The 21,724-nt window shown below is 43.9% G+C and carries 21 protein-coding genes and 1 tRNA gene; 5 read left to right on the top strand and 17 right to left on the bottom strand.

All coding sequences use genetic code 11. The features are described from left to right. Both IEN92_RS01585 and IEN92_RS01590 read right to left on the bottom strand, forming a co-directional pair. A complete protein-coding gene (locus IEN92_RS01585) occupies positions 1–1,365 on the bottom strand; it encodes a cytochrome ubiquinol oxidase subunit I (RefSeq protein WP_216159945.1) in 1,365 nt (454 codons plus the stop codon). A 133-nt stretch (positions 1,366–1,498) separates the two neighbouring features. Then, positions 1,499–2,236: a hypothetical protein gene (locus IEN92_RS01590; protein ID WP_216159947.1), complete on the bottom strand. Its 738-nt coding sequence runs from the start codon at positions 2,234–2,236 to the stop codon at positions 1,499–1,501. 165 nt (positions 2,237–2,401) lie between these two features. Here IEN92_RS01590 and IEN92_RS01595 point away from each other — a divergent pair, with 165 nt between their 5' ends. Beyond that, the gene (locus IEN92_RS01595; protein WP_216159950.1) at positions 2,402–3,097 is read left to right on the top strand and encodes an SDR family NAD(P)-dependent oxidoreductase; all 696 of its coding nucleotides are present in this window, start codon (positions 2,402–2,404) and stop codon (positions 3,095–3,097) included. A 16-nt stretch (positions 3,098–3,113) separates the two neighbouring features. On the opposite strand, the gene IEN92_RS01600 is transcribed toward IEN92_RS01595, so the two are convergent. Genes IEN92_RS01600 through IEN92_RS01610 form a run of 3 tightly spaced genes read right to left on the bottom strand, consistent with a single transcriptional unit; the run spans position 3,114 to position 5,085 of the window. After that, positions 3,114–3,275 (bottom strand): DUF2256 domain-containing protein, encoded by a 162-nt coding sequence (locus tag IEN92_RS01600; RefSeq protein WP_216159953.1) that lies wholly within the window; start codon positions 3,273–3,275, stop codon positions 3,114–3,116. Between the two features lie 8 nt (positions 3,276–3,283). Next, entirely contained in the window at positions 3,284–4,819 is a 1,536-nt protein-coding gene (locus IEN92_RS01605; RefSeq protein WP_216159956.1) for a cryptochrome/photolyase family protein, read from the bottom strand. Then, positions 4,816–5,085, bottom strand: a complete 270-nt coding sequence (locus IEN92_RS01610; RefSeq protein WP_216159959.1) for a TIGR03643 family protein — start codon at positions 5,083–5,085, stop codon at positions 4,816–4,818. Before IEN92_RS01610 ends, IEN92_RS01605 begins: the two co-directional genes overlap by 4 nt. Before the next feature lie 60 nt (positions 5,086–5,145). Between IEN92_RS01610 and IEN92_RS01615 the strand changes: the two genes are divergently transcribed. Continuing rightward, a complete protein-coding gene (locus IEN92_RS01615; protein WP_216159961.1) occupies positions 5,146–5,520 on the top strand; it encodes an HNH endonuclease in 375 nt (124 codons plus the stop codon). A gap of 5 nt (positions 5,521–5,525) precedes the next feature. Here IEN92_RS01615 and IEN92_RS01620 read toward each other — a convergent pair whose 3' ends face one another. Both IEN92_RS01620 and IEN92_RS01625 read right to left on the bottom strand, forming a co-directional pair. Then, positions 5,526–5,930, bottom strand: a complete 405-nt coding sequence (locus IEN92_RS01620) for a hypothetical protein (RefSeq protein ID WP_216159965.1) — start codon at positions 5,928–5,930, stop codon at positions 5,526–5,528. Positions 5,931–6,021: 91 nt separating this feature from the next. Then, the gene (locus tag IEN92_RS01625) at positions 6,022–6,366 is read right to left on the bottom strand and encodes a DUF1622 domain-containing protein (RefSeq protein ID WP_216159968.1); all 345 of its coding nucleotides are present in this window, start codon (positions 6,364–6,366) and stop codon (positions 6,022–6,024) included. Between the two features lie 203 nt (positions 6,367–6,569). Here IEN92_RS01625 and IEN92_RS01630 point away from each other — a divergent pair, with 203 nt between their 5' ends. Next, on the top strand, positions 6,570–7,511 hold the full coding sequence (locus IEN92_RS01630; protein WP_216159970.1) for an ABC transporter ATP-binding protein: 942 nt from the start codon (positions 6,570–6,572) through the stop codon (positions 7,509–7,511). After that, complete coding sequence (locus tag IEN92_RS01635) at positions 7,501–8,268, top strand: ABC transporter permease (RefSeq protein WP_216159973.1); 768 nt, start codon at positions 7,501–7,503, stop codon at positions 8,266–8,268. Before IEN92_RS01630 ends, IEN92_RS01635 begins: the two co-directional genes overlap by 11 nt. A 31-nt stretch (positions 8,269–8,299) precedes the next feature. Here the strand turns inward: IEN92_RS01635 and IEN92_RS01640 are convergent, their stop codons facing one another. The 8 genes from IEN92_RS01640 to IEN92_RS01675 form a co-directional block, all read right to left on the bottom strand. After that, on the bottom strand, positions 8,300–8,776 hold the full coding sequence (locus tag IEN92_RS01640) for an ion channel (protein WP_255539792.1): 477 nt from the start codon (positions 8,774–8,776) through the stop codon (positions 8,300–8,302). Positions 8,777–8,833: 57 nt separating this feature from the next. Continuing rightward, positions 8,834–9,421 carry a hypothetical protein gene (locus IEN92_RS01645; RefSeq protein ID WP_216159979.1) on the bottom strand — a complete coding sequence of 196 codons (588 nt, stop codon included), beginning with the start codon at positions 9,419–9,421 and terminating at the stop codon, positions 8,834–8,836. Positions 9,422–9,530: 109 nt separating this feature from the next. Next, a complete protein-coding gene (locus IEN92_RS01650) occupies positions 9,531–10,184 on the bottom strand; it encodes a cupin domain-containing protein (protein ID WP_216159982.1) in 654 nt (217 codons plus the stop codon). Positions 10,185–10,485: 301 nt separating this feature from the next. Next, positions 10,486–12,264 (bottom strand): carbohydrate-binding protein, encoded by a 1,779-nt coding sequence (locus tag IEN92_RS01655; protein WP_216159985.1) that lies wholly within the window; start codon positions 12,262–12,264, stop codon positions 10,486–10,488. A gap of 70 nt (positions 12,265–12,334) precedes the next feature. Further along, positions 12,335–13,753 (bottom strand): TolC family protein, encoded by a 1,419-nt coding sequence (locus IEN92_RS01660; RefSeq protein WP_216159987.1) that lies wholly within the window; start codon positions 13,751–13,753, stop codon positions 12,335–12,337. Continuing rightward, entirely contained in the window at positions 13,743–15,140 is a 1,398-nt protein-coding gene (locus tag IEN92_RS01665; RefSeq protein ID WP_215279205.1) for an HlyD family type I secretion periplasmic adaptor subunit, read from the bottom strand. Before IEN92_RS01665 ends, IEN92_RS01660 begins: the two co-directional genes overlap by 11 nt. After that, positions 15,137–17,305 (bottom strand): type I secretion system permease/ATPase, encoded by a 2,169-nt coding sequence (locus IEN92_RS01670; RefSeq protein WP_216159990.1) that lies wholly within the window; start codon positions 17,303–17,305, stop codon positions 15,137–15,139. The genes IEN92_RS01665 and IEN92_RS01670 overlap by 4 nt, the downstream gene beginning before the upstream one ends. Positions 17,306–17,311: 6 nt before the next feature. Further along, a complete protein-coding gene (locus IEN92_RS01675; RefSeq protein WP_216159993.1) occupies positions 17,312–17,581 on the bottom strand; it encodes a hypothetical protein in 270 nt (89 codons plus the stop codon). A gap of 207 nt (positions 17,582–17,788) precedes the next feature. Between IEN92_RS01675 and IEN92_RS01680 the strand changes: the two genes are divergently transcribed. Continuing rightward, positions 17,789–18,412: a TetR/AcrR family transcriptional regulator gene (locus IEN92_RS01680; protein ID WP_215383292.1), complete on the top strand. Its 624-nt coding sequence runs from the start codon at positions 17,789–17,791 to the stop codon at positions 18,410–18,412. A 404-nt stretch (positions 18,413–18,816) separates the two neighbouring features. Here IEN92_RS01680 and IEN92_RS01685 read toward each other — a convergent pair. Beyond that, positions 18,817–18,893 (bottom strand) — tRNA-Ile (locus tag IEN92_RS01685). Positions 18,894–18,906: 13 nt separating this feature from the next. Beyond that, positions 18,907–21,510: an RNA polymerase sigma factor RpoD gene (gene rpoD, locus IEN92_RS01690; protein WP_216159995.1), complete on the bottom strand. Its 2,604-nt coding sequence runs from the start codon at positions 21,508–21,510 to the stop codon at positions 18,907–18,909. Positions 21,511–21,724: the final 214 nt, after the last annotated feature.

A 21,724-nucleotide genomic window follows, 5' to 3' on the forward strand; every position in this document is an offset into this window, starting at 1 on the left:
CTATTCCCCCAACTTTAAATAAGGTGAAGTGGAAATATTCGGAAATTTTTCCTGAACACCATCATGAGGAACATCGGCACGGCGGGCCATGTAAAAAATAGTCCAAATATAGGCGCTCAGAAGGCAGAGGTACAAAATGAGATACAAGAGCAAGGTACTAAATACGATGCCACTGGGTTGATTGGTCACTGCGTCTACAGTCCTTAGCACGCCTGCAACTAAAAAGGGCTGCCTGCCAATCTCAGTGACATACCAACCTGAGACCACTGCCACCCAGCCTGAAAATGTCATCCACACCATGGACTTGGTGAGCCACATCGGTAATTGCTTTTGCTTGTATAGATACCATCTACCCAACCAAGCAGCCAGTAGCATAAGCATGCCAATGCCCACCATAATTCGGAAGGCAAAAAAGACTGGCGCTACGGGTGGAGTCTCATTGGGAAATGCATTGAGACCTTGAACCTCACCATCCCAAGTATGGGTTAAATACACCGAGGCTAAATTGGGTATAGCAATCTCATATAAATTGGTTTTGGTTTGCTGATCGGGTATTGCGAACAAGACTGCAGGAACATTCTTTTGGGTATTCCAAATACCTTCCATAGCCGCTAATTTTGCTGGCTGGTATTGCAGGGTATTTTGTCCGTGGAGATCCCCCAGAAAAATTTGCAATGGAACCAGCACTGCCGCAACGGTTAAAGCAAGTTTCAATACATGCCCATTCACTGCTGATTGGGAGTTTCGAGCAATTCGATAACAAGACACACCGATTAACACAAAGCTAGCAGTCAAAAATGAAGCAGTTAGCATGTGTGCCAGACGATAGGGCATCGATGGATTAAACACAATTGCAAGCCAACTAGTTGCATGGGCTTGACCGTTAATCATCTCGAAGCCCTGTGGGGTTTGCATCCAAGAATTGAGCACAATAATCCAAAATGCTGACAAGGTTGTTCCAAAGGCAACTAGAAAGCAAGCCAATAGATGGACTTTTGGAGATACCCGATCTTTACCAAATAGCATGACACCTAAGAAAGTGGCTTCTAAAAAGAAGGCTGTCAGTACTTCATATCCCAGCAATGGCCCCGCTATATTTCCAACGGTTTCCATATAACCAGGCCAATTGGTTCCAAACTGAAAACTCATCGTGATGCCGGAGACAACTCCAAGAGCAAACGTGAGAGCAAAAATCTTCACCCAAAATTTATAGGCATCATTCCAAATAGATACTTGTGTGCGAATATGTTTGAGCTTGAAATAGAAAAGAAACCAACCTAAAGCAATGCTAATCGTTGGAAACAAAATATGAAAAGTAATATTGGCCGCAAATTGAATTCTGCTGAAGATAAAGGTATCGATCATGAGTTCATGCCTTGTGAGATCTTAAATTGCACTGTATTTGAGCAATGTTACTCCTCTACCTAATATTGCAATATCCCCACACTTTGAGGTCATATAACAAACCCAACCATCTGAAGGGCGCCATATTGCTTACTTAGGCGACTGAACTGAGCCAAAGCGAGTCGATTTCGCTCAGCTTCATCGGATCAAAATGATCAATCACTTCCCAATAGCGCCCAGAAGGAGCCATGTAAGATAATTTCTCTTCAATGCCCAAGGCTTTGCTCACTATATTCGCATCAAGATTGAGGTCTGAATCGTCTAGCTGCCTTTTTTCTGTAAGGCTCATCAATTTGGAAAATGATACTTTCTGAAACAAGAGCCTTGATTCAGGCAATTCAGATAAATTGACAACACGACAATGATTCATTTGAGCAATCGCCATGAAGCGGACGGACTTTGCTTCCAGCGACTGCAAAGTAATATCAGCCCGCAAGGGATCGGGTGTACCAACGCCGTAGAAATGGGTGGGATTGACAGTAGCTTGTGAATAAACCATATCGCATCCCAAATATGCAATCACATCTGGCTTGAGGGCACCAAGAGCCCAGTAACCCGCAGTAAATGCCATTGTGCCGCCTGCATATACAAAGCCGCCAAAATGATTTTGCTCTGGAACAAACTCTTTTGCCGTAATCACATTCTTTTGGGCGAGAACTGCAGAGGATGGGAGACGATCTACTGGAAAATCTTCTGGATAAATTAAATAATCCCAATGCTCAATTAATTGCCAGGCGTTATTAATCACCACACAGGAGGTAATCCCAGAAAGGTCCCAATCCTGGATTCTGATTGCATCTGGTGCACTACCGACGATTAAAACAATATTCAATGAATGATCCTTGCTGACTATTTCAGTGCTTAGACCTCTTTTTAGCACTTATTCATGACATTTTTAGTCATAGAGGGATAGAAATAAAGCGGGGGCGCTACATCGCCCCCAATGATTGCATAATGTTAGCAGACCATTTGATATTGATTTCTTTAAAAACCTTTAATGGGATTACTTCCAAACCCCTTTCGCGCAATTGTTATTGGCTCCTCCGGCACGATTGGGGAGGCATTTATGCATCTGCTTGAGAACAATCCCCAATGTTCTAGTGTTGTAGGCATTCATCGTTACTCACAACATCCCATTGATTATCAAAATCTAGAGTCTATTAAGATATGCGTTGATGCACTTACATCAGAAGCACCCTTTCAACTGATAATTAATACGATTGGCATTCTCCACACTGGCGATTGGATGCCTGAGAAAAGACTTGCCGATGTCAATGCAGAGCAACTAGAGGAGCTGATGAGGATCAATGCAATTGGTCCTGCATTAACGATCAAATACTTCTCCAAGCTGATGGACCCAGCACACAGTTTGATGGTTACCCTGTCTGCTAAGGTGGGCAGCATTGAAGATAACCGTCTTGGCGGGTGGTACAGCTACCGCGCATCTAAGGCTGCCCTCAATATGCTGATCAAGACAGCGTCGATTGAATGGGCTCGTACCAAACCCAATAGCGCCTTAATTGCAATGCATCCAGGTACAGTGAATTCAAGGCTTTCAAAACCGTTTCGGGGTGAGCAAATTGGTAGACCAGCAAGTGATGCAGTGGCCGATATGTTCAAAGTAATTGAGGGTATCCAAAAAGAAGACTCTGGCAGCTTTGTTACCTATGCTGGCGAAAAACTTCCTTGGTAAATCGCTAGCACCCGATTTATGTTGGCGACTTAGGCGCTTTTTTTCTACAAGCATCCGAGCAATATTTAACAGCTTCCCAATTTTTTGCCCAAGACTTTCGCCAGGTCATCTCTTTTTGACAAACGATACAAATTTTGCTGGGTAGAAAACTTTTATTTCCCTTAAAAGAAGTTCCCATATCAAAACTTACAGATCATCCAAGTGAGTTAATAGATGCTTTGCATGCTCCACGATAGCATCTTGGTCTTCAAGGCTAATTCTCCTGAGGTTTGCCGTCATCAAGCGCGTACGTGGGCTAGCCTCAAACTGCTCGCGATGCTTAATTAAAAAATTCCAATACAAAGTAGTAATCGGACAGGCTGCATCTCCAAACCGCACATCCGGCTTGTATTGGCAGTCGCCACAGTAATTACTCATCCGCTTGATGTAAGCACCACTCGCAATATAAGGCTTACTGGTAAAGCGGCCACCATTGGCAAACAAAGCCATTCCCGCTGTATTGGGAAGCTCTACCCATTCAATGGCATCTACGTAGATCGCTAAATACCAATCACATACCTCTGATGGCAAGATCTCAGCTAAGAGAGCAAAGTTGCCTGTCACCATCAGTCGCTGAATATGGTGGGCATAGCCATATTGCAGGGTTTGACCAATGGCATCTTTCATGCAGGCCATATGGGTTTTTCCAGACCAATACCATGCAGGCAGTTTTCTTTGATGGCCATAATAATTATCTTCGGCCATCTTTGGCATATCTAAGTAATACATTCCCCTAACAAACTCACGCCAGCCAAGGATTTGACGAATAAACCCTTCAACCGTTGAAAGATCTAGGGAGTATTTTTTCCAAGCATCCAGAACAGCATCAATCACCTCACGGGGATTAAGTAGCTTTAAATTGAGAGAGCTAGAAAGAATTGAATGCCAACCAAATGGTGTATCTGTCCACATGGCGTCCTGAAAGACACCAAAGTTTCTTAAGCGATATTCCACAAAATAATGAAGCGCCTCTAAAGCTTGCTCCCGGCTAACAGGCCATCGAAAATCATTTAGTGACCCAGGATGCGTAGCATACGTCTCATTCACAAACTGAAGAACTTCCTTAGTAATCGCATCTGGCTCAAATAGCACTGGTGCATCAATCAATCCAGGACCCTTTTTAGGGTAAGGCTTGCGGTTGTCTTGATCAAAATTCCACTGACCACCTTCTGGGTTCCCATCGGCATCAATCAAAATGTGATGGGTCTTGCGCATCAAGCGATAGAAGTACTCCAAGCGCAACTCTTTTTTATCTGCAGCCCATTGTGCAAACTCTTGATGAGTACAGTAAAAGTGATCGTCAGAGCGCATCTCTAATGAGATTGATAACTCCTTAGCCAGCTCCTCTATTTGCTGCTTTAAACGCCATTCACCAGGTTCAATGCAAATCAAATCAGTAATCTGATCTCGAACAATTTTTTCTTTTAAGGTTGCAACGATTGAGAGTGGCGATTGTTGAATGTAAGTGAGGGAGTAATGGAGCTCTTTAAGCTTGCTTGCAAAGTGCCGCATTGCAGACAGAAATAATGCAATCTTGGCTTTATGTGACCAAACATATTGAGCCTCTGGAACAGACTCAACCATCAAGACTTTGTCATTCTTGAAATCAAAGTCTCTAAGAGCGGCGCTCTGTAAATCGAGCTGATCCCCCAGAATTAAAACCAATTTTTTAGTCGGTTTCATTTATTTTTATATTGCGTTGGGCAATAGGCCCTATCCACCAACTTACTCCGCAGAGCAACGTGCTTGGTTACCCTACCAGTTACGCGTTTACGCCACAACTCAAATGAATTTCTTTTCAATTGGTGGCGCATTAACTGAATTACTTGCGCTTCTGAGAGTCCAAAGGATTTTTCTATCGCATCAAATGGCGTGCGATCCTCCCAAGCCATTTCAATCAGGCGAGAAATATCAGATTCAGAGAGGTTTTTTAAAGGAAATCTTGGCACCCTGCAAGTTTATGACTTATTTACTAAACTTGCGGGACTCATCAAATATTTCAAAATCACATGATTGGAAAAATTCGCCGTAAGCTGATTGCGCTTACTCCTACCCCATCTCTGAAGGTGGTGAATATGGTGTGCCCGATTTGTGACCGTCCGATTCCAGAGTCTCAAAAGGATGCTCATCATTTAGTGCCCAAATCCAAAGGCGGCAAGAGCACCGAATATCTTCATCGTATTTGTCATCGCCAAATTCATGCTTTATTTAATGAAACAGAGCTGGCCGTAAAGCTCAATACTGCTGCAGCCCTTCAAGAACACCCTGAAATGCAGCGATTTATTCATTGGGTTAAATCCAAGCCGAATGACTTTTATGAAAAGGCACGGAAAAGTTCTCGGCTAAAAGAAAAGCCACCCAAAGGTGGCTTTCTAGCACAATAAATGGCTTATTTAATGAGATCTAAAAACTGAACGTTGTTATTGATATTCACAAAAGCGGAAGGGTCATAGGAGAAGTTTCCATTCTCAGTGAATAAAAACATGTATGCCTTGAGTGGGCCATAGCCGCCAGATTTCTCTTTAGCATTCACGTCACACACCACCATCCAACCAAATTTAGGCGTTTCATAACTAAATGCTCTTGCCCATGCCTTACGGGGAGGCGCACATTCTTTTTTAGCTGCTTCAGGCTCATTAATATTGGCCTTGAGATAAGTATTCACTTCCTTATCGATGTCCGCTTGCTTAGGTGCAGGTGCAAACTTAGCCTGCTGAATCTCAGACTGAGTCACTGGTGTGGCGCAAGCTGTTAACGCTAGTACTGCGGCTAAGCCGATTAATTTGGTTTTCATAAAACTTCCCCTTTAGTTTGATTTAGATAAGTACAAAATGAAATTGCTCGGCATGACATTTACTTCATGCACTAGATTGGCATCAATAAATTTATTGGGGGTTTTGCCAGGGCCAACGACCTGACATCTCCAAGGTGAGAGACCAACTCAAAAAACACCTTAATGTGATGATTGCACCCAATATGCCTACGCTTAGTAATGTAGGACTAATTGCAACTGTGCGAATAATATCGCTGGCCACCAATACCTCTAGGCCTAGCAATAGTGCACGAATAATCTGGTTGCGGAAAGATTTATACAAATCATCCACAGGGGTTTTGTTAATTGCATCCCTAATAAAGCCATAAAGCCCCCAGAGCACGCCTAATGAAACGATTGCGACCCCCAAGGCGTCCATGACGTTACTAACAATTTGTATGATTTCAATTTCGTTCATGGGAATAGTTTGCCATATTCAGATTCATCTAAGCACTTCTAACAGAAATCATATTGAGCCATCTGTTTTAGCTAGTTTCAGCACCACATGCACCGCGCACTGGCTTTTAGATAGCCAAACGTGACCATACCATTCAGGGTAATAATCACCGCCATTTGATCCTGGGCAGGAGAGGGTGGGCGATTTCCAATATGATTAGTCAGATGAATAACATTCTCTCCATTTCTCATCTTTACAAAACCTATCAATCTGGCTTTGAGGCTCTCAAGGATATCAATTTGGAGATTCCCAAAGGTCAAATCTTTGCCTTGCTTGGGCAGAATGGTGCTGGAAAAACAACCCTGATTAGTATCATTTGTGGGATTGTTAGTCCCACTAGTGGTCATGTATTGGTAGATGGCAAGGACATCATTCATGATTACCGTGATGCTAGAGAGTTAATTGGGCTAGTACCCCAAGAGCTGGCTACAGATTCTTTTGAGACGGTATGGAATACCGTGACCTTTAGTCGCGGTCTCTATGGCAAACCCCCTAACCCTGCGCTGATTGAGAAAATTCTCAAGGATCTCTCTTTATGGGATAAGCGTGACAACAAAATCATGACACTCTCTGGTGGTATGAAACGCAGAGTCATGATTGCCAAAGCCCTATCGCACGAACCGAGCATTCTCTTTTTAGATGAGCCTACCGCAGGGGTTGATGTGAGCTTGAGAAGGGATATGTGGAACTTAGTCAAAGTTCTAAAAGACAATGGCACTACGGTGATCCTGACGACCCACTATATCGAAGAAGCCGAAGAAATGGCCGACCGCATTGGCATCATTCGAAGTGGCGAACTGATTATGGTCGACAACAAATTGGCTTTAATGAATAAATTGGGCAAAAAAGAACTGACCCTTCACCTCCAAAATCCATTGATAAGTCTTCCAAAGGAGTTGGATTTAAGCGGGCTAAGCCTCTCAGAAGATGGTTATGAGCTTACCTATCAGTTTGATTCTCAGGATGAAGATATTGATATTGCACAGTTACTGCAAAAAATAGCCAACTTGGGAATTGTCTTTAAAGACTTACATACCAAGCAAAGTTCACTAGAAGAAATCTTCGTCAATCTTGTTAATTCAGAGGCTACTACCCATGAAGCTTAATTACTATGGCATCAGAGCCATTTATAAGTTTGAAATGGCTAGAACTCGGCGCACCTTAATGCAAAGCATTATTGCCCCGGTTATTTCTACCTCCTTGTACTTTATTGTTTTTGGCTCTGCTATTGGCTCTCGCATTACGGAGATGGAGGGCATTTCTTATGGCGCATTTATCGTGCCCGGTCTCATCATGCTCTCGCTGTTAACCCAAAGTATTTCGAATGCCTCCTTTGGAATCTACTTTCCCAAATTTAGTGGCACTATTTATGAAATCCTATCTGCCCCCATATCCCCTCTAGAAATTGTTATTGGCTATGTTGGTGCAGCTGCAAGTAAATCAATCATCTTGGGACTCATCATTCTATTTACCTCCGCTTTTTTTGTTCCACTGCAGATCGATCATCCTTTATGGATGCTGTTTTACCTAGTCATCACCTCAATCACTTTTAGCATGATCGGTTTTATTATTGGTGTTTGGGCTGATGGCTTTGAAAAAATTCAAGTCGTACCGTTGCTCATCATTACTCCCCTAACTTTCTTGGGCGGCAGCTTTTATTCAATTTCAGTATTGCCCGCCTTCTGGCAAAAAGTAGCCTTACTCAACCCAGTGGTCTATTTGATTAGTGGCTTCCGTTGGAGTTTTTACGGTATGGAGGATGTCTCTCTTTGGATCAGTCTAGGAATGACGATCTCTTTTTTAGCGCTATCGATTGCGGTAGTCATTTGGATCTTTAAAACCGGGTACCGCCTTAAAAAGTAATGGCGTATCAGGCCATACTTAGTGAGACGACTTACATAAAATAGCCATCTGATTTGGCCAGTCTACGCGCAACATGTACTGTACGCTGCATGTTGGCTAAATTGGCAATCGTCCAACCAAATGCGACCATCCCATTTAGAGCAATGATGACGACCATTAAATCCCAACCGGATGGGAGTGGAATGCTGCCATACCCTACCGTTGTGTAGAAACTGCCTGCAAAGAAAATAGCCTGGTCTAGATTGGGCACTAAACTAAAATAAAAAAGAGCGACTCCCCATAGATAGATCTCAATCAAATGAGAACCAACCAATACAAACGACATTGCGTAAAAAAGAAATAGGGTATAGCGATAATTCTGACTCTGAATCAATTTTCTAGAAATATTTTGGTATGTATTGGTAACAAAATAATTGTAGACAGCATGAAAAATTAGCATCAAAAGAAGAATCACGCCTCCCAAAAATAGAACATCGAAATTAAAGAGGTGTACAGGAGGGTTATTCATCAGCAAGCTTGGTTTATATAGTGCCTGATTAAAAGGGTGTTCTGCTAAACATTAAAATCAATGTCCTTTTACAGAAATTGCTCTAACTGTTAGGGCTGCAGCAACATCATAGACATTCTGAGCTCTATGTTTCGTATCGCAGTAATCACATTCTGTATATCTTGAGTACATATAATTGTCGAGCACATTCCCTTGGGCATCTTTAATGATGGCTGAGATCTGTGAATAATTGTATCTAGCCCAATCCAGCGCAGTGCCTTGACTAGCCAAAATGATTGATCCAGTAGTAGTTAATAGATAGGCATCTACTAGATTTAACTCCAGCTTGAGTCCACTATTGCCGGCCTCATCAAGCAATCCTGCATTAATGAGTCTTGTCTTGATCGTTTGCGCAAATTGCTCCTGAGAGAATCCCCGCTTGGCTAATTCAGGTAATTTAGCTTGAACTTGATCCGATATCGCAAATGTCATTGATGACAGCGGCTGATCTTTAGAAATAAGGACATCTTGTTTGGTAACTATGATATTCGGATTATCCAAAGCATTATCCCCGGTATAGGAATGTGCAAAGTTCAATCCAACATCATTGGCACAAGCGCTTAAGAGTACTGAAAGCAGCACTACAAAATATTGAGAAAATTTCAAGTGGTCTCCAAACTTTGGACTGATTCTGAATCCTTACAAGATATTACCTGAGATCACCATGGAATATATGTTGTGATAGATAACAAGCTAAGCGCCCCTTTCTCCATTTTTAATCTATTAAATGCCCTGTCTTCACAAAAATAGTACAGCCTTCTTTGCTAAAGGGTTGGTGCAAACTCATGTGGGGACTTCTAATCCATGATCCAGCCGGATAACGTCCGTGCTCATCCTCAAATACACCATCCACTACAAAGATTTCCTCGCCCCCATAATGCTTATGCGGGTTGAAATAGGTTTGCGGTGCCCAACGAACTAAGCTTGACCCACCTCCCTGTTGCATCAAGGGCATGACCGTAAGGCCTGAAACCATGCCCTGGTACCAAGGCGCAGTATTAGTGTCAACAATCTCCCGCACAACTTGATCCGATCCAAGATGTCTGAGTTTTACAAATAGTGTGCAGCCTGGATTACTAAAAGGGGCATGCGAAGAACCTGGAGGATTCATGATGTAAGTCCCAGCAGGATAGCTACCGGTCTCGTCGCTAAAAACTCCATCCAAAACCAAAATTTCCTCACCGAATTCATGGGTATGGGATTTAAATTGAGATCCAGGCTGATAACGCACTATTGAAGTTGCTTTTGCCACTTCATCGCCAAGTCGATCTAGCATTCGTCTCTCAATGCCTGACTCAGGACTAGGAACCCAAGGTAAGTCATGATGATTCATGACAACTCTCTTACTGTAGTCGGAATTGATGTTCATAATTTTTCTAGGGTCATTCTGCGCAGAATAAACCAAAATCGTTGCAAGAAGTATTCACTCAATTAATCATGTAAAGAAAAACGACTTAGGAATTTCTCCCTAAGTCGTTGACATTGCTGGTGGGCCCACCAGGACTTGAACCTGGGACCAAAGGATTATGAGAGCAGATATCCAAAGAAAACCTCTAGGATTTCAAGAGGTTATAGCGCCTGATTATCGGTGTGTAGCGTTTTGTGTAGTGGTTCAGATAGAAAATGGCCCAAAGATTTCTCTTTGGGCCATTCATTTGCTGGCTTTAATTCTACTTGTGACCGCCTAATATCGATGCAAACTGAAATAGGGATTGTGAAACCGAGCTATTTGTGGGGTTAGATGTCGGGGACCCCGCACCAGAACCGTTATCTCGATTTAGAGACCACATTGAGAGCTCAGCCACTCTTGAATCAGTCGCCGCATAGCTCGCCAATTGCTGCGCATCTGCAAGAGTAAATACCTCACTCACAATGTCATTTACACCAATCAGCGCAGTAGCACCAATCTTAGTAGATTGCATACCTAAGTTATTGAGCTGCGTTTCGGTGGCTTTAATTGCGTCAATTGCATTTTGACCCATTTTTCCACCATTATCGACCGTTGTTCCGTAGTCCATCGTCATGATGTTCACGATATCGATACGCACCCCATCTGCCTTAGCCTGCTTTAGTAAGTTCAATCCATTATCTACCAAGCCCTGAGGTAATACAGGTACGGTGTAGATCACTTCCAAACCAGGATTAGCAGCCTCTAATGCTTTCAGGGCTTGATCACGCAATTTATTGGCAGCAACGTTATCGATTGCAGCGCCCTCAATATCAAAGTCCAGTGACTTTACACCGTAGCGATCAATCACTGATTGGTATTCGGCTTGCAGTTGGGCGGCGGAAGTAGCTACCAAAGCAGGATCGATTCCAGCGGCTCCTCCGAATGAGATAGTCACCTTTACTAACGCAGCTTGAAGACCTTTAACATCGGCAAGCACGCTATTGCCATTCGGAAAAGAGTCATTGGCAATACTATCTATTCCAGCCCACCCAACACCGCCCTTGCCATTACTTTGAACAAAAGCCATTGTCAGCGCTTTCAGACCTGCAGTGGCTGCCATTTGCACAATATTTTCCCCGGGGTTTAACGTCATATCAACATAAGGTGAAAATACTGGCCCCGCTGGAGCAGCGGTTAATGTGGTGGTTGTCAGACTTGTAGTGTTTGGGGATACGCCTTGGGCATTCACTGCTTCGACCGAGAACTTATAAGTTGTGCCCGGATTCAATCCATTGATTGCAATGGCTGTATCTTTTGTAGTTGCTACCTGCACACCATTCTGAAAAACAATATAGCTTGTTGGCAAACCTCCACCACTTGCCCACGATAAACCAACGGCGGTATTTGTTTCACCAGTCATCGTTAAATTGATAGGCGCATTAGGAGCCGTAATTTTTGTAGGCCCAACGAGCGTCCAAGGCTGACCAGAGCTGGAGCCACCATTGTGAGTGGCAGGATCATCACCACTAACCCACCAATTTGCCTTATAGGTATTGCCGTTGTAGGTGACCAATTGACCAGCGGTATAAATTGCTGTCGCAGAGTAAACCAAAGGATCAGTAGTACTAGTTACTGGTGGCGTTACTACAGGCGGAGTCACCACGGGTGGCGTTACCACTGGTGGAGTTACTACCGGTGGGGTTACCACTGGTGGAGTAGTTGTAGCCCCTGACACAACAGTCCAAGGCTGACCAGTATTTGCCACTCCGTTATTTTTAGAGGGATCTTTTCCTTGAACCCAATAATTAGCCTTATAGATGACGCCGTTTAGGGTTACTGTTTGGCCAGCGGTATAGACAGCGGTTGCTGAATAAGCAGGATTAGTAGGGCCACCAGCAATGATGGTCCAAGGCTGACCAGAACTAGAGGTGCCACTATTTAGTGCTGGGTCTGTACCACTAACCCAATAATTTGCTTGATACGTAATTCCATTTAACGTTACTGTCATACCAGCGGTATAGACAGCCGTTGATGAGTATGTTGCAGTTGTTGTAGCCATTTGATGCTCCTTAGATAATATTTACAAAGTTAACTAAAGCCTTTTTGTGGAAGAAGTCATGAGGAGGGTTTCATTGCACACCGCCCTTTCCTAGTAGCCCAGCACTAGCCAATAGCCTTAAACGTGATGAGCGCCATTCAGAGATGCAGCGAATTTTTTCTTGCTGGGCTTCTGCTAAGGCAGTTTGTGTGGAGAGCAGCTCCAAAATATCAGCCGCTCCAAGGTTGTATCGCTTAACCGAGGATTGAACAGCAGAGTTGGCAGACTGTAATAACTTTTCAGAGGCGTCCAAATTGACAATCGATGCACTCGTATCTGCGTAAGACTTCACAATCTCCAGCAGAATTTGATGTTCGACCTCCTCCATCTCGGCCTCAGCTTTCTCGGCCTGAGCTTGAGCGCCACGAATTTTATAAGTCCTACTAAAACCCTCAAATAAGGGGATGTTAATAACGAATCCGACTGACGTGGTATTGGAATTAACAGGCTGTAAACCCTGATTGGGATAACCGTTTTTGTAAAAGTTACCTGAAAAATCAATCGTTGGCAGACCTTCCGAGCGTGCTGTAGCAATTTTTTCTTGAGCTGATCCCCACTTTGCTTTTGCTGCTTTAATTGCTGGATGTTCTTTTTGGGCAGCCTGTAACCATTCCTCTAAATCTTTTTGAGTTTGCTTTTGAGTTTGCTCTTGAGGATCCTGTAATGTTAATTTAGTTTGCGCACTTAAACCCATAGCAAAGATCAAGCTCGCCAGAGTCTTGCGATATTCACCTTGCGCCCGATTGCTTGCGAGCTGCGCCTTTGCCAACGCTGTTTCAGCTTGTAGAGTGTCGCTCTTGGCAGATACCCCTTTATTCTCACGACGAATGGTCGCATCTAAGGCTGCCTGCGCATACCGCACAGACAACTCCTTACTTTTAACCGTGGCCTGTGCAGTTAAGGCATCAAAATAATTGCCAATGATGGTCGACATCGCCTTTTGAATACTGGCATCATGAGCAGCTAGCGCCGACCTAAGCAATAAATTGGCTGATGTGCGATTCGCCTCTCTTCCGCCGAAGTCAAACAAGCGCCAATTTAAATTTGCATAGGTACTTTGTCCATTGGTAATCGTGTTGGCATAAGTAGCCTGTGGATAATTTACTTGGGTCTGCTGAGGGTTAATAGAAGCATTCAGGGTTGGTAAATAAGCTGCGCGTGACTCCCCAACAACCCCTGCCTGAATTTTAATATTTGCCCAAGCTTGCTTAATTTGCGGGTTATTGCATAAACCTAAATCAATCACTTCACTCAAAGCAAGGGGGTGATTTAAATCTACGGGTGCAGGACAAACAATGGTGGATTGATCAGGTAAAAATGGCCCCCTTGCCAACACTGGAGGCGCAGCTCCCAAAGGGTCGGCCCAAATATCAGGAAAACCGGTATCCTGCGAAGCTTGCGCAACACTTAAAACCAAAAGGCATGGCAAGACGAATAGCTTAGCGTTCATGCAAGCTCTCCCGGCCATGGGTAATTAAGGGAGAGAGAACATACTCAATGATGCGACGCTCACCCGTTTTAATCTCTACATTCGCTGTCATGCCTGGGGTTAGCGGCATTTCCTTACCATCTACCAATAAGCTTGGCTTATCAATATTTACCTTAACGGCATACAGCAATCCTTTAGCGCCATCCTTATTGGTTTGCGAATCTTTGTTGGCAATCGAACCAGAACCATTGCTTGAAAAATCGATGGCATCTCTCGATACATGGGTCACTATTGCTGGAACTGTGCCATATTTGGTGTACTCGTAGGCATCAATTTTGACTTGTGCTTGTTGGCCATCTCGCAAGAAGCCAATATCTTTATTTTCAATATAGGCTTCCAATTCAACGGTCTGGCTATCTGGCACCAGGACCATAATGGTTTGTGCGGCCGGTACTACGCCGCCAATGGTGTGAACTGCTAATTGCTGAATGGTGCCATTGACAGGCGCCACAATTCGTAACTGCTCACTATGCGCTGCTGCCTTATTGACATCTTGTGCTGCACCAGACCAAATACGAGTTGCTTGATAAAGTTCCTCTTGCAGAGTTTTGCGCGTCTCTGAGGTAAGTGAAGCTAATTGTGTTTTAGCATCATCTAGTTGCCCCAATATCTCAATACGCGCTTGCTCTTTTTCTAAATAAGCATGCTCAGAGACATCGTGATCCTTGGCTAGCTCAGCATAATTATTTGCACGTCTGGTAGCTAAAGGAAGTGCGGCGCTATATCGCTTTACTTGAGATGCAATCCGAGCACGCTTGGCAGAATATTCGCCCCACTGATCGTTCATATGACTAAGGGCACTTTGATAGTGTGCCTCATCTACCCCCTGAATCGGCCCCAACGTTGGAGGAGTATTTGTTTGAATAGCGCTCAGTAGTGCTTTGGAGCGCTCCATTTGCAATAACGCTAATTGACGATCGCCTTCTGCCTTATTGCGATCACTATCTGCACCTCGGGCATCTAACTCAATCAGAAGATCACCCGCTTTAACATGCTGCCCCTCTTCAACAAAGAGTCCCACTACTTTTGCTGTCTCAACTGAGGCAATGGTTTTTGTATAACCCCCAGCAATGATCTTTCCTTGACCATTGACGATAATGTCAACCTTTCCAAAAATTGACCACAATAGAATCAACAAAACAAAAGCAATCAGAATGCGGGCTACCCAACGCCCCGCTGGTGAGACAGGGGTAGCTTGCAAGGATAGGGCGGCAGGCAAAAACTCTGCCTCATGCGCCTTAAGCTCCGGAAGATCTAATTGCTTACGACGCTCCCACCAAAAATGAAAGGCCGCTTGATAACGATCAAGTAATTCTTTTATTGCTTCTACACGATGGTGCAAACTCATGATTTGCCCCCATCTTGCAGATGATGCAAATGATGGTAGATGCCTTCATGGTTATCCAGCAACTCTTGATGGGTACCAATTTCAACAATTTGCCCTTTATCCATCACGATGATGCGATTTGCATCTCGCACAGCTGATAAACGATGTGCGATGATAAGAACTGTTCGATCCTGACAAATAGACCGCATATTGTCTTGAATGATTTTTTCGGATTCATAGTCAAGCGCACTGGTTGCCTCATCAAAAATCAAGATGCGAGGATTGGTGATTAGGGCCCGAGCAATCGCAATACGTTGCCGCTGCCCACCAGATAAACCTGTGCCATGCTCACCAATCATGGTGTCATATCCTTCGGGGAGCTCACAGATAAACTCGTGTGCACCTGCTAACGTCGCAGCGGCTACGATAGCCTCAAAAGGTAGGCTAGGATTACTTAAGGCAATATTGTCTCTAACGGAACGATTAAACAGAGTATTTTCTTGAAGAACAACACCGATCTGCTGACGCAATGAGGCCGTATCTATGATGGCAATATTTTGGCCATCCACCAAGACTTTTCCTCGATCAGGGACATATAAACGCTGCGCCAATTTTGTGAGGGTACTTTTACCCGAACCAGAGCGGCCAACAATGCCAATGACTTCCCCCGGGGATACTGATAAATTCACATTCCTGAGAACTTCTACTCCATCCGCCCGATAACGGAAAGAAACGCCTTCAAAACTAATAGCTCCTTGTAGGCGAGAAAGGCGAGTTTTCTGACCATCTATCTCCGTATGCGTATTAAGAATATCTCCCAAGCGGCTCATAGAGATGCCCACCTGCTGAAAGTCATTCCATAGCTGAGCCAATCGCAAGATTGGACTAGAAACCTGGGTGGCAAGCATATTAAATGCGATTAACTCACCCACGGTTAATTTGTTATCAATGACAAGACCTGCACCAATCCACATAATGAGCGCGGTAACGACCTTGCTAATAAGGCCGACAGTGCCACTTGCAACAGTTGACACATTGGTTACCGATAAACCTGCAGTGACATACCCCGCCAATTGCTGATCCCATTTTTGAACCCATCGTGGCTCAACTGCCATTGACTTCACCGTATCAATGCCGCTGATGGTTTCTACTAAAAAAGATTGGTTTTCTGCCCCTTTGTTAAATTTCTCATTTAATCGATCACGAATGATTGGAGTACAGAAAAGTGAAATAACCACATACAGGGGAATGGATATTAGGACTATTAGGGTCAGTAAAGGGCTGTACCAGAACATGACTGCCAGAAAGATAAACGAAAAGAGAATATCCAAAACTACAGTCATGGCATTGCCAGTTAAAAACGAGCGTATGTTTTCTAATTCTCGAATACGAGCGACAGAGTCGCCAACCCTACGCGATTGAAAATAAGCAATGGGTAGGTTCAGGAGATGACGAAACAGTCTGGCACCCAATTCCACATCGATCTTAGAGCTGGTATGCGCAAAGACCCAGGTTCGAATGCCATTGAGAGCAGCCTCAAATACCATGGAACAAATTAAGCCTATAGCAATGACATTGAGTGTTTTCATTGCATGGTTGACCAAAACCTTATCCATCACGACCTGGAAAAACATTGGAGTAATCAGGGCAACGAGCTGTAATGCAAGTGAAATGATGAGAATTTCGCCTAATAATTTCCGATACTTCACTATCGCCGGGATAAACCAAGTGAAATCAAAGCGCGCCATCGCCCCAGCAAAGCTAGCCTTGCTCGTAAAAAATATGAATTCACCAGTCCACAGAGAAAAGAATTCATCCAAAGTGATTAGTAACGGCGCCTGCCCTGGATGCTGAATCAGCAGCTTTTCTTCAATGAGCTTTGCAACGATGAAATATTCACCCTCTTTATTAATGGCAACAGCTGGCAAAGGGGCTTTATTCATCCGGCTAACATCCTGCTTAACAAGCTTCGCAGTCATACCGAGATCACGAGCAGCCAACAGTATTTGCTGATTTGTCAGCTTGGCGCCAAAATCATGCGTGATTTTGGAGGCATCAGCCGAGATGCCATGCAATGCAGCCATCGAAAGAATGGCCCAAAGACCAGAATCTATCTTTGCCTCAGCATTGACATTGGAGTCTGCATTAGGATTAGTATCAGATTCTTTACTTATTTTGATGTTCATTTTTTGTTACCGGCAGTACTGCATATACATTTGAGTTAACTGCATTTGGGTACCTCTCTGCGACTGCTCCATTCGATCAACCGCTGCCAGATCAGCCGCTTTACCACCATCAATATATGGAACAGGCCACGCGGATGCTCTGGCCAAACTTGTTTGCAAGTTCGATTGACTGTATTGAATCTTTTGAGCTAGGTTTTTGCAAATCTCATCCTTTGTTTGAGCATTTACATGCCCAAAAATGTCCATTGCTGCTAAACCTACGATAATTTTTTTCAATTCTCGCTCCGGTCAAACTGTTTCTATGTAAGGATGTTACTCACACTTTTGGTCAAAATTAGCGTATTTTTATTCGGTAATGAATTTACTAAAAACCCATATAAGTAAAGGCTTATCAACCTATATATCGAATTCATTCGGTATTAATTTCTGAATGTTTTGTAATTTGCCGATAGAATTACTTAAATCCATTCAGATCTAAAATTTATGAGCAATTCTGATTACTACCTTACTAACGAATCCAAGCAAGATCGCAGCCAGGTACGCGTCGAGAAAATACTTGATGCAGTTGAGGATTTAATGGTCCAGACTCCATCGAAAAAGATCGACGTCCAGTCGATAGCCAAAAAGGCTTTTGTCTCAGTTGGAGCGATATATCACCACTTCCCTTCTGTTGATAGTATCTTTGCAAGTTTGTTAATACGAAAAGTTCGCCGAAGACTAAATTCATTAATTACATTGCTAGAAGGTCTAGGGCCTGAAGTGACCCTAGATATGGCTGCTGACAAAATGATTGACCAAACATTTGCTGAGTGGAATCAAAAGCCAATAGCAGCTAAAAAAGAGACTCTGTCCTTGTACTATCAAAATGCAAGCAAACCAGAGTTCTACTCCTCCTATTCTAAGGTTTTGTATCCGTACGTTAGAGCCTGTATTCAGCGCAACACTACCGGAACCATACGCGATATTTCTGAAGAAGAGTGGCCGTTCCTTAACCGAACATCTCTAACCGCAATAATCACCCCTTTTTTGGAAGAAAATCCCATTGCCGGCACCCAGGCTCACAAGACTATAATTAAAGACATTGTGCTGCGCATCTATTCAAAGTAGTTCCTGATGTCATGAAGAGGCCAGGTCGAACACAATAAGGTTGAGTCTTCGGCTGTGTATTTTTACTTGAAACTACTCCAACAGGCCGAGCTGTTTAGAGATCAATTTGGTAGCTTGAACCATCTCAAAAGCAGTTGTATTAGCTGGACTCAAGTCATTACCCGAGTCTATGGCTTCTTTTTACACTACAGAGTGTTGCAACCCACGGCTTTCAAATGTCAATTAATAGCCGATAGCAGTCCTTGAGCACTTACAAATCATGGGCAACAATTAGTTCGTTGCTCTAATGGCAGACCTATATATCTATTGGGGTTGCAGCGGAAGATGTGTGGAGATTGCTTACACACCTTGTTGCACAGAAAGAAAAACGACTTAGGAATTTCTCCCTAAGTCGTTGATTTCATTGGTGGGCCCACCAGGACTTGAACCTGGGACCAAAGGATTATGAGTCCTCTGCTCTAACCAACTGAGCTATAGGCCCGTTAATCCTTCAATCAATCCTCTTCGAGGAAGGTCTTGAGTTTGTCGCTACGGCTTGGGTGACGCATTTTTCTGAGAGCCTTCGCCTCAATCTGACGAATACGCTCACGAGTAACATCAAACTGCTTACCTACTTCTTCGAGAGTATGGTCAGTGCTCATCTCTACACCAAAGCGCATGCGCAATACTTTTGCCTCACGTGGTGTTAATGAGTCCAGCACGTCTTTGACGACATCACGCATAGATTCATGCAAAGCTGCTTCTGCTGGAGCCAAGGTGTTGCCATCTTCAATGAAGTCGCCCAAATGAGAGTCTTCATCGTCACCAATTGGTGTCTCCATAGAGATTGGCTCTTTAGCAATCTTCATGATCTTACGAATCTTGTCTTCAGGAATCTCCATCTTCAGAGCCAAGGTTGCAGCATCTGGCTCATGACCAGTTTCTTGCAAGATTTGACGGCTGATGCGGTTCATCTTATTGATCGTCTCGATCATATGAACAGGAATACGGATCGTACGGGCTTGGTCAGCAATAGAGCGGGTAATTGCCTGACGAATCCACCAAGTTGCGTAGGTAGAGAACTTATAGCCACGACGGTATTCAAACTTATCTACCGCCTTCATCAAACCAATATTGCCCTCTTGAATCAAATCCAAGAACTGCAAGCCACGATTGGTGTATTTCTTAGCAATGGAGATCACCAAACGTAAGTTAGCTACGGTCATCTCACGCTTCGCTTCACGGGCACGCTTCTCGCCAGCGATCATTTGCTTGTTGACTTCTTTCAACTCAGGAAGCGGAATCACTACATTCTTTTGAATATCAATCAACTTCTGCTGCAGTTCTTGAATTGCAGGAACGTTACGTTGCAAGAGTGCGCTGTAAGGCTTGTTATCTTTGAGTAACTTCTCAGTCCAGGTCAGATCCATAGACATCTTAGGGAAGTCTTTGAGTACTTCTCCACGATTAACGCCTACTTTATCTACTAACAAGCTCACGATGCCGCGCTCAAGCTTCCACACTTGGTCAACCTGTGAGCGCATGGTGTCACATAACTTCTCAACACTCTTCGCAGTAAGGCGGAAGCCTAGGAGCTCTCCACGGATAGCATCTTGTGCTTTGATATAAGCAGGGCAGTTATAGCCATCCTTATCAAAGGCACGACGCATCTTGTCAGCTTGCGTGCGAACAATCGCAAACTTTTCTAAAGAGATTTGCTTGAGTTCCTCGAGCTGTTTAGCGTTAGCTGTAGCAGCACCGCCGCCACCGCCGCCTTCATCCTCTTCACCCTCATCACCCTCTTCTGCATCAGGGTCGATCTCTGGCTCTTCAGGTCCCAACTTGATATCTTCTGCGTTTGGATCAACTAAGCCATCTACAAACTGGTCGATCTCCATCTCGCCGCTAGCAATCTTGTCGACGTTAGCAAGAATTTCTGCGATTGTGACTGGACAAGCAGCCAGTGCCATCACCATGTCTTTGAGACCAGCCTCAATCTTCTTGGCAATCACAATCTCGCCTTCGCGAGTCAAAAGATCCACGGTACCCATCTCACGCATATACATACGGACTGGATCGGTAGTGCGGCCAAATTCTGAATCTACTGTAGAGAGTGCGGCTTCAGCTTCTTCTTCGGCCTCTTCTTCAGAAGCTGCAGCTGCTGTGTTATCTGACAGAATTAATGTTTCTGCATCAGGCGCTTGCTCATAAACAGTAATACCGATGTCATTCAATAAGCTGATCAAAGTTTCTAATGCATCTGCATCAGATAACTCATCAGACATCACGTCATTCATCTCGCCATGGGTTAGATAACCCTTGGACATACCCATCTTGATCAATGTTTTGAGGCGAGCACGACGGAGCTCTTGTTGCTCTTCAGTGCCGAGCTGTTGTGCAGCAAATTCTTTTAAGAGCGCTTTCTCTTTGGCTTTACGCTCACGTGCTTTTTGACGGTCCGTTAAAACCGGTTCAGCACCCTCAACTGGAGCATCGACCTTAGCCTTACGACCGCGCGTCTTTTTCTCTTCTTCGACTGCTGGAACTTCAGCTTCAACAGTCTTGGATTTCTTACCTTTAACTTCTTCAACTTTTACGGGAGCTGCTGCTTTTGCTTTTTTAACTGGCTCAACCTTGACCGGTTTTGCAGGCACCTTAGCTGCAACTGTTTTTACAGCAACTTTAGCTGGCAACTTAGCCGGCGCTTTAGCAGGAGCCTTAGTAGGAACTTTAGCAACTGGCTTGGCTGCCTTTACAGTCCTGGCAAGCACTTTAGTTTTTGCTACTGGCTTAGCCGCAACTTTTTTGGCTACTGGCTTAGCAGGTGCTTTTGCAGTTTTAACTGGGGCTTTTGCTGGCTTAGCAATGGCCTTGGTTTTTGCCACTGGCTTAGCTACCACCTTTTTAGCTACTGGCTTAGCAGGTGCTTTTGTAGTTTTAACTGGGGCTTTTGCTGGCTTAGCAATGACCTTGGTTTTTGCTACTGGCTTAGCCGCAACTTTTTTAGCTACTGGCTTACTGGTAGATTTAGCGGCTGGCTTAGCAACTGTTTTGGCAGCTGGCTTAGCTGGCGCCTTTGTTGCTGGTTTAACTGGTTTTTTGGTCTTGGTATTAGGCATTGATTAGCACTTACTCACATTACTGTTATAGATATCGACTGATTAAGTACAGCCCCGTAACTCACTTACCCCAAATTTCATCAAAATAAAGCGCAAGTGGCTGAATTAATTCATTTTTTTCTTGGGAACAGAGGATTATAGTCGATTCCGACTTTTTTTAGCCCCTAATAGTATTAAATATGGGGTAATTTCAGAGAATTTCTAGGGATGCTTC

Origin of the sequence: Polynucleobacter sp. MWH-Creno-3A4 (assembly GCF_018881885.1) — a bacterium.
GTDB lineage: Bacteria > Pseudomonadota > Gammaproteobacteria > Burkholderiales > Burkholderiaceae > Polynucleobacter.